Origin of the sequence: Flavobacterium anhuiense, assembly GCF_900101855.1 — a bacterium.
Classification (GTDB): Bacteria; Bacteroidota; Bacteroidia; order Flavobacteriales; family Flavobacteriaceae; genus Flavobacterium; species Flavobacterium anhuiense.
Window position 1 is genome coordinate 416,648 of record NZ_FMVC01000001.1, and the last position, 12,318, is coordinate 428,965.

A 12,318-nucleotide genomic window follows, 5' to 3' on the forward strand; every position below is an offset into this window, starting at 1 on the left:
CTGTTAATTTTTTAGTTCAATTTAAAATTAATCTGCATTTTCTCCAGTTCCTGCAATAATTCAGTTGAGATTCTAACCTTCACACGGCGGCTAGGCATCGTTAATTTGGTTACTACTTTTATTTCTTCAACTTCATTTACCTCTTGCACTTTTGTACTTTCGAGTGCCGCATCTTCATTTTCATTCTCATCTTCAAAAACGGCATCATCGGCTTCAAAATCGGTTGGCGTTTCTATCTCAACTAGACGCTTTATTTTTTCTAATTCCATAATTTCAAAAGTTACTGAATTCTCTCCTTTATTTTCAGCAAACAAATGACTTAATTTATGAATAAACTCCGGATGCAGATCTTTAATATTCAATAAAACAATTAACTTTTTAGCGAAAGCTTCCAAAATATCCTGCAATTGGCGAATCTCCACAAACTGCATTCTAGGATCCGATTTTTTACCAGTATCGTGATTTACCCATCCATCTTTAATCAATATTTTTATAAAAGCAAAATTGTTCTGAATTAAGAAATGGCGGAATTTCAAATATTCTTCTCCAAAAATCTTAAACTCATAACTCTCATCATAACCTTCTAAGTTGAAAGCCGCCCAACCTTTTCCGTTTTTAGCCACACGATGTTGGACGTTATTAATAATTCCAGCAAACATTAGATTTTTCCCCACATACTCGTTCATGCTTTTTAATGCTTCTAAACGGGCATTACAGAAATATTTCATTTCGAATCTAAAATCATCAAGCGGATGTCCAGAAATATAGATTCCGACAACTTCTTTTTCTTTTGCCAGTTTTTCCATTGTACTCCAGTCTTCGCAAGGTGGCACAACAGGCTCTGCGATTTGCACTTCGCTGGTTTCGCCAAACAAACTTACTTGTGAAGAGTTTTCATTTTCCTGAAACTTAGATCCGTAGCGCATTGCTTTTTCGTAGAAAGTTATTCCGTCACCATCATCATGGAAATACTGCGCTCTGGTAGTTCCTTCAAATGAATCAAAACCTCCAGCCAATGCTAAGTTCTCAATCGCTTTTTTGTTAGCTGCGCGAAGGTCAATTCGCTTCGCTAAATCAAAAATCGATTTATATCTCCCATCTTTTCTGTTTTCTACGATCGTTTCTACAGCTCCTGCTCCCACGCCTTTAATAGCGCCCATTCCGAAACGAACCGCATAATCATCATTTACTGTAAATTTATAGTACGACTCATTTACGCACGGCCCTAAAACCTGCAATCCCATACGTTTACATTCCTCCATAAAGAACGAAACCTGTTTGATATCGTTCATGTTATTGGAAAGTACCGCTGCCATATATTCGGCAGGATAATGCGCTTTCAAATAAGCTGTTTGGTATGCAATCCACGCATAACAAGTCGAGTGCGATTTATTGAAGGCGTAACTCGCAAAGGCTTCCCAGTCTTTCCAGATTTTCTCCAGAATTTTAGCATCGTGCCCTTTTGCTGCCGCTTGCTCAACGAACTTCGGTTTCATTTTGTCTAGTACGTCTTTTTGTTTCTTACCCATCGCTTTACGCAAGACGTCGGCCTCACCCTTTGTAAATCCTGCCAAAGACTGAGACAAAAGCATTACCTGCTCTTGGTAAACGGTAATTCCGTACGTTTCAGACAAATATTCCGCACAGGCATCTAAGTCGTATTTGATTTCTTCGTCGCCATTTTTTCTTCGAACGAAAGACGGAATATACTCCAAAGGTCCTGGACGATATAAGGCATTCATGGCAATTAAATCTCCAAAAACCGTTGGCTTCAGGTCTTTCATGTATTTCTGCATCCCAGGCGACTCATATTGGAAGATTCCAACGGTTTCACCTCTTTGGAAAAGCGCATACGTTTCTTCATCATCGATTGGGAAAGTATCTGGATTTAGTTCAATTCCTGTTCTATATTTTACCAGTTTTACGGTATCTTTTATCAGCGTAAGGGTCTTCAGACCCAAGAAGTCCATTTTCAGCAATCCAGCACTTTCTGCAACCGAGTTGTCAAACTGCGTTACATATAAATCGGAATCTTTTGCGGTTGTTACGGGAACATAATTCGTAATATCTGATGGTGTAATAATTACCCCGCAGGCATGAATTCCCGTGTTACGCATAGATCCTTCCAAGATTTTTGCCTGCTGAATGGTTTCTCCTGCCAAATCATCTTCATTGGCAATCGCGATTAATTCTTTTACATTGTCAAATTCGTCCGAACGAAGGGCTTTTTTAACCTCCTCTTCACTCTCCGAAATAAAACGCGCTAAATTCCATTTTGACGGCATCATTCCCGGAATCAATTTTGCGATTCTATCGGCTTCAAATAATGGCAAATCCAGTACACGAGCTGTATCACGAATTGCCGATTTGGTCGCCATTTTACCATACGTGATAATCTGTGCCACCTGTTTTTGACCGTATTTGTTGATTACGTATTCCATTACACGTCCACGACCCTCGTCATCAAAGTCAATATCAATATCGGGCATCGATACACGGTCAGGATTTAGGAAACGCTCAAAAAGCAAATCGTATTTAATCGGGTCGATATTGGTAATTCCGAGACAATATGCAACGGCAGAACCCGCTGCAGAACCACGTCCAGGCCCTACCGAAACGTCCATTTTTCTTGCCTCGGCGATGAAATCCTGTACAATCAAGAAATACCCAGGATATCCTGAATTCGAAATTGTCATCAACTCAAAATCTAGACGTTCCTGAATTGATTCGGTGATTTCGCCATAACGTCTTTTGGCACCTTCCATGGTAAGATGTCGCAAATAAGCATTTTCCCCACGAACGCCATTGTCTTTTTCATCTTCAGGATCAACAAATTCCTGCGGAATCTCAAATTTAGGAAGCAATACATCACGATAAAGCGAATATCCTTCTACCTTATCTACAATTTCCTGAATATTAATAATGGCTTCTGGCAAATCGGCAAAGAGCTTTTTCATCTCTTCTTCCGACTTGAAATAATATTCCTGATTTGGAAGTCCGTAGCGGTAACCACGTCCTCTTCCTATTGGCGTTGCCTGTTTTTCACCGTCTTTTACACAAAGTAAAATGTCGTGAGCATTGGCATCTTCTTTATTTAAATAATACGTATTGTTTGTCGCAATTAATTTGACATTGTGTTTTTTTGAAAACTCGATTAGGGTTTTGTTTACACGATTTTCATCTTCCTGATTGTGTCGCATCACTTCCAAGTAGAAATCGTCTCCAAATTGCTCTTTCCACCAAATCAAAGCTTCTTCAGCTTGGTTTTCACCGATGTTCAAGATCTTACTCGGAATTTCTCCATACAAATTCCCAGACAAAACCATGATATCACCTTTGTATTGTTCTACAATCGTGCGATCTATTCTCGGAACATAATAAAAACCATCTGTATAGGCAATCGAAGCCATTTTCGCCAAATTGTGATATCCGGCTTTATTTTTAGCCAATAAAACAACTTGATAACCATTGTCTTTTTTGCTTTTATCTAGGTGATTTTCGCAGATATTAAATTCACAGCCTACAATTGGTTTTACTTCGGTTTCCGTCGGTTCTTCTCCCGCTTCAACCAAAGCTTTGTTTTTTGCGGAAGCGCCTTTGTTGTGGTTCATGACAGCACTCACAAAGTGGAAAGCTCCCATCATATTTCCAGTATCGGTCATAGCAACAGCCGGCATTCCATTTTTAGCGGTAGCAGCCACAATATTACCTATTCCTATAGTCGATTGAAGTACCGAAAACTGTGTATGGTTATGTAAATGCGCAAATTTTGCAGCTTTAAAATCGGCTTTGTCTTCTTCTGAAACAACATTTTGCTGCCCTTCTCCAGCTAAAGCTTTAAGCTGTTCCCTGATTTTATCAGAAGCCGCTTTTAAATTGATGTGTTTTAAACCAATAAGCTTAAATGGCTCTGGATTTCTTTCCTGAAAATCTTTGAAATATTCTTTCGGAACGTCAAGCTCTTCTTTAGTAAAAACTTCTCTTCTAACCAATTCTAAGAAACAACGCGTAGTTGCCTCAACGTCGGCAGTTGCGTTGTGCGCTTCCGCGAAAGGAACATTGAATAAATATTCATGCAATTCGGTCAAAGTTGGAAGTTTGAATTTTCCTCCACGACCACCGGGAAGCTGTAACAATGAAGCTGTAACTTCGGTACAAGTATCCAAAACAGGGATTGAAGCCATAGTAGAATCTACTCCCATTCTATGGAACTCTGCGCCCATAATATTCACGTCGAAACCTAAATTCTGTCCAACAATGAATTTAGTTTTACTTAAAGCAATATTGAATTTCTCTAAAACTTCGGCCAAAGTGATTCCATCGGCTTCAGCCAATTCAGTCGAAATTCCGTGGATACGCTCAGCATCATACGGAATGTTAAATCCTTCTGGTTTTACCAAATAATCCTGATGTTCAACAAGCTGTCCCATTTCATCATGAAGCTGCCACGCGATTTGTATACAGCGAGGCCAGTTGTCAGAATCGGTAATTGGGGCGTCCCAGCGTTTTGGTAATCCGGTTGTTTCGGTATCGAATATTAAGTACATAGAATTATAAAAAGTCAAGTTTTAAAGCTCCAAATCCCACACCTTTCATATTGTAAGCCATTGACAACATGAAACATAATAAAATGCGAAATGAAAAATCGGAGGAATTCAAATTTACGCTTTTTTTACAGAAATAAAGAAGCTAAAGTTGTTAACAAAAAGCACAATTAACATCGTTGTTCTTCAAATGTAAAAACGGCCAAATTTCATTCATTTTTTTCTTAAAAAAGTCCAATTATTCATTTTGGATACTCATTACACCAAAATGAACACTTTTAAACTGCAATGTATCGTGAACTTTGCTTCATCAAATTATAACAATTAAAATAATAATCATGAAAACAATTTTTATCACAGGCGCATCATCAGGTTTAGGAAAAGCAACAGCAAAATTATTCCACGAAAAAGGATGGAACGTAATCGCAACCATGAGAACTCCTGAAAAAGAAACAGAACTTTCTCAATTACCAAACGTAACGCTTTTACCTTTAGACGTTACCAATTTTGATCAAATTCAAAATACAGTTCAAAAAGCTCTAGAAATTAGCGATATAGATATTGTTTTTAACAATGCTGGTTATGGATTAATAGGCCCTTTGGAAAGCCTTACGGATGATCAAATTACAAAACAGCTAAACACTAATTTATTGGGAGTAATTCGCGTTACAAATGCTTTTATACCGTATTTCAGAGAAAGAAAAAGCGGTTTGTTTATCTCTACAACTTCTATTGGCGGATTAATCGCTTTTCCTTTAGGATCAATCTATCACGCAACAAAATGGGGATTAGAAGGCTGGAGCGAAAGTATGGCTTATGAATTGAATCCGTTTGGAATACATATTAAAACGGTTTCTCCTGGCGGTATCAAAACTGAATTTCTTCATGGTTCATTAGATACTGGTGCCAAACCTGAATATCAGACAATGGTAGATAAAATGTTTGCTAGTGTTGACACCATGTTTGAAATGGCATCAACTCCAGAACAAATTGCCGATGTTGTTTACGAAGCTGCAACTGACGGAAAAAATCAATTAAGATATGTTGCCGGTGAAGATGCAAAAGCATTTTACAAACAAAGACTAGAAGTTGGAGACGAAGTTTTTCGTTCTGAATTTGGCAAACAATTTTTTGGAGAATAATTCATTTCAAACTAATACCGTTCAGGTTTCAAGAAGCCGAACGGTATTAGTCTTTTAAATTTTCATACCTTTATATCATGGAAAAGAAAACTCATAATCCAGCAAAAATCTCTTCTATATCACAGTTTCATGATCTATTTCAACTCCCAAAGCCACTTCATCCGATGGTGAGTTTGGTAGATAACACACAATTGGTCATAAATGAAAATTTAGCGAATCACGCCTTTTTGCTCGATTTTTACAAGATATCCTACAAGTTTTCTACCAACGGAAAAATGGGCTACGGTCAAGGCTATTATGATTTTAATGAAGGCGGACTCATGTTTGCTTCTCCCAATCAATTAATTTTTACTGAAAATGAAGAAGGCGCAGAATACGGCGGCTATACACTTTTATTTCATCCCGATTTTATTCGGAATTATCCTTTGGGGAAAAGCATCAAAAAATATGGTTTCTTTTCTTATGACACCAATGAAGCACTGCATCTTTCTGACAGTGAAAAAACAACCATTATCGGATTATTACAAAGTATCGACAACGAACTCAATACCACAATAGATGAAATGAGTCAGGATGTGATTGTTTCTTATATTGATGTTCTGCTAAATTACAGCAATCGTTTTTACAAACGCCAATTCATTACCAGAAAAACTATCAGTCACGATTTATTATTAAAAGTTGAAGAGACTCTGGACAACTACATCAGCAACGCAGAAACCTTGAAAAAAGGATTGCCAACAGTAGAATTTCTAGCTTCACAAGTTAATGTTTCAAGTCATTATTTAAGCGACATGCTTCGCAATTTGACTGGTTTAAACGCACAACAACATATTCATTCGAAATTAATTGAAAAATCAAAAGATTTTCTGATTACGACAAATCTTTCTGTAGCAGAAATTGCCTATCAATTAGGTTTTGAATATCCGCAATCGTTCAGCAAATTATTCAAAAAGAAAACCAGTCTTACTCCATTAGAATTTAAAAATTCACTGAATTAACTTTCAGAAATACTACTTTAAAAAAATCAGTTTTTGCTTCAAAAAAACATAAAATTTCATAAAAATACACTTCTTGGATGTCGTAGTTTTTGATGTTTTATTGAATCTAAATAATGTCAAAAAAACTCTTTTAAAAGCTTTAAAAAACTCAAAAAGCGCTCTTTAAGCAAAATTTTTAAAACTAACAATTATTACTATTTTTATGTAATTTGTTAGATTTTTTCAATCAAATTCTTATATTTTATATTGATTTTGAGATAAATTTGCAAACTATTAAAACATAAAATAAACAAGAAAAATTAAAGCCGAAAAAGAAAATCTAAATCAGTTTCTTTATCATTTTTCTGTCAAATTTTAGTTGCAAAAGCCATTTGGCAATTTGTAAATTAGTTTGGGTATCGTATATAATGAAATATCGAAATTGACGCTTTTTTATCTTTTTTTACTTTTGTTTTGCTATTATAATGAACAGGAAATTGCTGTGGTTATAGAAATTACAATTTAAAAAAATAAAAAATGAGTAAGACATTATTTGACAAAGTATGGGATTCACATGTTGTGCGTAAAATTGAAGATGGGCCAGATGTGTTTTTTATTGACCGCCATTTCATTCATGAAGTTACGAGTCCTGTTGCTTTTTTAGGATTAAAATCAAGAGGCGTTAATGTATTATACCCAGAACGTACTTTTGCAACTGCCGACCACAATACACCAACCATAAACCAACATTTACCAGTTCAGGATCCGCTTTCTGCAAACCAGCTTAAAGCTCTTGAAGACAATGCCGCTGAATACGGAATTTCGCACTGGGGATTAGGCCACCAAAAAAATGGAATTGTACACGTAGTGGGTCCTGAAAACGGAATTACTTTGCCAGGTGCTACTATTGTATGTGGAGATTCGCATACGTCTACTCACGGTGCTTTTGGAGCTATCGCTTTCGGTATCGGAACATCTGAGGTTGAAATGGTGCTTTCTACTCAATGTATTATGCAGCCTAAACCAAAGAAAATGCGCATCAACGTAAACGGGCAACTTAGTAAAGGTGTTGGTCCAAAAGACGTTGCGCTTTATATCATCTCTAAATTAACTACTTCTGGAGGAACAGGTTATTTTGTGGAGTACGCTGGTGATGTTTTTGAAAACATGACTATGGAAGGCCGTATGACAGTTTGTAACTTAAGTATCGAAATGGGTGCTCGTGGAGGAATGATTGCTCCTGACCAAACAACTTTCGATTTCCTTGAAGGAAGACTTTACGCTCCAAAAGGAGAAGCTTGGACAAAAGCTGTTGAATACTGGAAAACTTTAAAAACAGATCCAGATGCTGTATTTGATGCCGAATTAAATATCAAAGCGGAAGACATCGAACCAATGATTACTTATGGTACAAACCCTGGAATGGGAATTGGTATCACAAAACATATCCCAAGTGCAAAAGAAGTTGAAGGCGGTGAGGAAACTTACAAAAAATCTTTAGCTTACATGGGCTTCAACGAAGACGACGTTATGATCGGAAAACAAATCGATTATGTTTTCTTAGGAAGCTGTACAAACGGACGTATTGAAGATTTTAGAGCTTTTGCTGAAATTGTAAAAGGAAGAAAAAAAGCAGATAATGTTACAGCTTGGTTAGTTCCGGGTTCTCACGTTGTGGAAGCGCAGATTAAGGAAGAAGGAATTTTAGATATTTTGACAGAGGCTGGTTTCGTATTACGTCAGCCGGGTTGTTCTGCTTGTTTAGCAATGAACGATGATAAAGTTCCTGCTGGCAAATATGCAGTAAGTACTTCAAACAGAAACTTTGAAGGTCGTCAAGGTCCTGGTTCTAGAACGCTTCTTGCAAGTCCAATTATGGCTGCTGCAGCTGCTGTTACAGGAAAATTGACAGATCCAAGAGAACTGTTCTAGTCAATGACAATTTCAAAAATTCAATAAAATTGCTTTTAGATTTATTATAGACTCTAATTTTAAGAATCTAAAATCTAAAATCCAAAATCTAAAATTAAAATGGCATACGATAAATTTAATATACTTACCAGCAGTGCAGTGCCACTGCCAATTGAGAACGTAGATACAGATCAAATCATTCCAGCTCGTTTCTTAAAAGCTACAAAACGTGAAGGCTTTGGAGACAATCTTTTTAGAGACTGGAGATACAACGGAGATGATACTCCAAAAGCAGATTTCGTTTTAAACAATCCAACTTACAGCGGGAAAATTCTTGTAGGAGGAAAAAATTTCGGTTCTGGATCTTCTAGAGAGCACGCTGCGTGGGCGGTTTACGATTACGGATTCCGTGCTGTAGTTTCTAGCTTCTTTGCTGACATTTTCAAAGGAAACTGTTTGAATATTGGTGTTTTGCCAGTACAAATCAGCCCAGAATTTTTAGCTAACATTTTCAAAGCTATCGAAGCTGATCCAAAAACAGAATTAGAAATCAATCTTCCAAACCAAACGGTTACTTTATTGTCAACTGGTGAGCAAGAGTCTTTTGCTATTAATGGTTACAAAAAGAACAATCTTATTAATGGTTTTGACGATATTGATTATTTGCAAAACATGAAGGAAGACATTAAAGCTTTCGCCGATAAACTTCCTTACTAATAGAAATATCATTCACTCTATTAGACCCGACAGGCTTCAAAACCTCTCGGGTCTTTCTAGAATATAGAACGCGGATGAAACTGATTTGCTATCGCAAAAGCACGGATTAACACAGATTTTTATTTTATTCAATAATAAAAAATCCGTTTTTATCCGCGTCTTCGCGAAAGCGAATCCGTAAAATCAGCGTCAAATTACAAGAGAATTTCAGAATTACAGAATATCAATATGGAAAAAAGAAAAATTGAAATAATGGATACGACTCTTCGTGATGGTGAACAAACCTCGGGAGTATCATTTTCTGCTGCAGAAAAACTGACCATTGCACAATTATTGCTGGAGGAATTAAATATTGATAGAATCGAAATTGCTTCTGCCCGCGTAAGCGAAGGAGAATTTCAGGCCGTGAAAGGCATTACTTCTTGGGCTGAAGAAAAAGGATATAGTAACAGAATCGAAGTTCTAACGTTTGTTGATGGAGGAGTTTCAATTGACTGGATGAAAAAAGCTGGCGCCAAAGTGCAGAATTTATTGACCAAAGGTTCAATGAATCACTTAACGCATCAATTGAAAAAAACTCCAGAACAGCATTTCTCTGAAATCGCCCAAATCATTTCTTTAGCCAAAGAAAACAATATTGAAACTAATGTTTATCTGGAAGACTGGAGCAACGGAATGAGAAATTCACCAGACTATGTTTTTCAATTTCTAGATTTCTTAGCAACGCAGCCAATTAAAAGAGTTTTACTTCCTGATACTTTAGGCGTTTTAATTCCGTCTTTAACTTTTGAATTTATTTCAAAAATCAGAGCGAAATATCCAAACATTCATTTTGATTTTCACGCTCATAACGATTACGATTTAAGCGTTGCCAATGTTATGGAAGCCATAAAAGCAGGAATCAACGGACTTCACGTAACGGTAAACGGAATGGGAGAGCGTGCTGGAAACGCACCTCTTGAAAGTACTGTTGCTGTCATCAATGATTATTTACCGCAAGTAAATATCAATGTAAAAGAAACCTCTTTGTATTCTGTAAGCAAACTAGTTGAAACTTTTACAGGCTACAGAATTCCTGCAAACAAACCAATTGTAGGTGATAATGTTTTTACCCAAACTGCCGGAATTCACGCTGATGGAGATAATAAAAACAATCTTTATTTTAATGATCTTCTTCCAGAACGTTTTGGAAGAAAACGTAAATATGCTCTCGGAAAAACTTCTGGAAAAGCCAATATCGAGAAAAATCTTCAGGAATTAGGCTTAAAATTAAACAATGAAGATTTGAAATTGGTTACCCAAAGAATTATTGAATTGGGCGACAAAAAAGAAACCGTAACAAAAGAAGATCTTCCATACATTATTTCAGATGTTTTGGACAGTCATACTTACGAAGAAAAAATTACGATAAACTCTTACATGCTAGTTCATTCTAAAGGAATGCGCCCATCGACGACTTTATCTTTAAATTTAAACGGAGAAATAATCGAAGAAAACGCTCAAGGAGACGGTCAGTTTGATGCTTTTATGAATGCTTTATCGAAGATTTACAAAAGCAAAAAACTTACGCTTCCTAAATTGATCGATTATGCCGTGAGAATCCCCCCAGGAAGTAGTTCTGATGCGTTGTGCGAAACCATTATCACATGGGTCAACAACGGAAAAGAATTCAAAACCCGCGGATTAGATTCAGATCAAACTGTTGCAGCGATTATTGCAACGCAAAAAATGTTGAATATAATTACATAGGTTCTAAGTTGCTAAGATTCTAAGCCACTAAGTTTTTCTTCTTTGAACTCAGAATCTCCGCAACTCAGAATCTTAAAAACAAAACTAAGTAATAAGAATAAAAACTTAGAATCTTAGCAACTCAGAACCTTAGAACCTTTTAAAAAATATAGAATGAAATTAAACATAGCCCTTTTAGCCGGAGACGGAATCGGACCAGAAGTAATCAATGAAGCCGTAAAAGTATCTGATGCTATTGCAAAGAAATTCGGACATGAAATCACTTGGAAACCTGCTTTAACTGGAGCTGCAGCAATTGATGCCGTAGGAGAACCTTATCCAGATGCAACACACGAAGTTTGTAAAAATGCTGATGCCGTTCTTTTCGGAGCGATTGGCCACCCTAAATATGATAACGATCCTTCTGCGCCAGTACGTCCAGAGCAAGGTCTATTAAAAATGCGCAAAGCATTAGGTTTGTTTGCAAACGTAAGACCAACTTTTACATTCCCATCATTATTAGATAAATCTCCATTAAAAAGAGAAAGAATCGAAGGAACTGATTTGGTTTTCTTAAGAGAATTAACTGGCGGAATTTACTTTGGTGAAAAAGGAAGAAAAGACAACGGAGATACAGCTTACGACAACTGTGTTTACACTAGAGCTGAAGTACAGCGTTTAGCTAAAAAAGGTTTCGAATTAGCCATGACACGTTCTAAAAAATTATGCTGCGTTGACAAAGCAAACGTTTTGGAAACTTCACGTTTATGGAGAGAAACCGTTCAAGCAATGGAAAAAGACTATCCAGAAGTTGAAGTTAGCTACGAATTTGTTGATGCTGTTGCTATGCGTTTGGTTCAATGGCCAAATTCTTATGATGTATTGATTACGGAGAACTTATTTGGAGATATTTTAACAGACGAAGCTTCTGTAATTTCTGGCTCAATGGGATTAATGCCTTCTGCATCTATGGGAGCTGAAGTCTCTTTATTTGAACCTATTCACGGTTCTTACCCACAAGCGACAGGATTAAACATTGCAAACCCAATGGCTACTATTTTATCTGCTGCTATGATGTTCGAAAACTTCGGATTGATGGAAGAAGGAAAAGCAATCAGAGATGCTGTAAACAAAGCTTTAGAAGCTGGAGTAGTTACTGAAGATTTAGCTAACGGAGGTAAAGCATACGGCACTAAAGAAGTTGGTGACTGGTTAGCTGCGAATGTATAATTTTGTTTCAGCTTTTATTTGTTTCAAGTTTCAGGTTTTTCCAACTTGAAACTTGAAACAAAAGCAACA

At 36.7% G+C, this 12,318-nt stretch carries 7 protein-coding genes; 6 read left to right on the forward strand and 1 reads right to left on the reverse strand.

Annotated features, from left to right (window positions below; all coding sequences use genetic code 11):
- Positions 1-11: 11 nt before the first annotated feature.
- Positions 12-4,547 (reverse strand): DNA polymerase III subunit alpha, encoded by a 4,536-nt coding sequence (gene dnaE / locus BLP44_RS01725; protein WP_091128639.1) that lies wholly within the window; start codon positions 4,545-4,547, stop codon positions 12-14.
- A gap of 335 nt (positions 4,548-4,882) precedes the next feature.
- Here dnaE and BLP44_RS01730 point away from each other — a divergent pair, with 335 nt between their 5' ends.
- The 6 genes from BLP44_RS01730 to leuB all read left to right on the forward strand — a co-directional run bounded on the left by BLP44_RS01730 (position 4,883) and on the right by leuB (position 12,249).
- Complete coding sequence (locus BLP44_RS01730) at positions 4,883-5,686, forward strand: SDR family oxidoreductase (protein ID WP_091128643.1); 804 nt, start codon at positions 4,883-4,885, stop codon at positions 5,684-5,686.
- 77 nt (positions 5,687-5,763) lie between these two features.
- The gene (locus BLP44_RS01735) at positions 5,764-6,684 is read left to right on the forward strand and encodes a helix-turn-helix domain-containing protein (protein ID WP_008466235.1); all 921 of its coding nucleotides are present in this window, start codon (positions 5,764-5,766) and stop codon (positions 6,682-6,684) included.
- A 516-nt stretch (positions 6,685-7,200) separates the two neighbouring features.
- Positions 7,201-8,595 (forward strand): 3-isopropylmalate dehydratase large subunit, encoded by a 1,395-nt coding sequence (leuC, locus tag BLP44_RS01740; protein ID WP_008466234.1) that lies wholly within the window; start codon positions 7,201-7,203, stop codon positions 8,593-8,595.
- Positions 8,596-8,694: 99 nt separating this feature from the next.
- Positions 8,695-9,291 carry a 3-isopropylmalate dehydratase small subunit gene (gene leuD, locus BLP44_RS01745; protein ID WP_091128646.1) on the forward strand — a complete coding sequence of 199 codons (597 nt, stop codon included), beginning with the start codon at positions 8,695-8,697 and terminating at the stop codon, positions 9,289-9,291.
- 228 nt (positions 9,292-9,519) lie between these two features.
- Positions 9,520-11,040: an alpha-isopropylmalate synthase regulatory domain-containing protein gene (locus BLP44_RS01750; RefSeq protein WP_091128649.1), complete on the forward strand. Its 1,521-nt coding sequence runs from the start codon at positions 9,520-9,522 to the stop codon at positions 11,038-11,040.
- 153 nt (positions 11,041-11,193) lie between these two features.
- The gene (gene leuB, locus BLP44_RS01755; protein ID WP_091128652.1) at positions 11,194-12,249 is read left to right on the forward strand and encodes a 3-isopropylmalate dehydrogenase; all 1,056 of its coding nucleotides are present in this window, start codon (positions 11,194-11,196) and stop codon (positions 12,247-12,249) included.
- Positions 12,250-12,318 lie beyond the last annotated feature (69 nt).

Coding starts and splice junctions, on each gene's coding strand:
- dnaE (WP_091128639.1), bottom strand. CDS start 4,547: ATGTACTTAATATTCGATACCGAAACAACCGGATTACCAAAACGCTGG.
- BLP44_RS01730 (WP_091128643.1), top strand. CDS start 4,883: ATGAAAACAATTTTTATCACAGGCGCATCATCAGGTTTAGGAAAAGCA.
- BLP44_RS01735 (WP_008466235.1), top strand. CDS start 5,764: ATGGAAAAGAAAACTCATAATCCAGCAAAAATCTCTTCTATATCACAG.
- leuC (WP_008466234.1), top strand. CDS start 7,201: ATGAGTAAGACATTATTTGACAAAGTATGGGATTCACATGTTGTGCGT.
- leuD (WP_091128646.1), top strand. CDS start 8,695: ATGGCATACGATAAATTTAATATACTTACCAGCAGTGCAGTGCCACTG.
- BLP44_RS01750 (WP_091128649.1), top strand. CDS start 9,520: ATGGAAAAAAGAAAAATTGAAATAATGGATACGACTCTTCGTGATGGT.
- leuB (WP_091128652.1), top strand. CDS start 11,194: ATGAAATTAAACATAGCCCTTTTAGCCGGAGACGGAATCGGACCAGAA.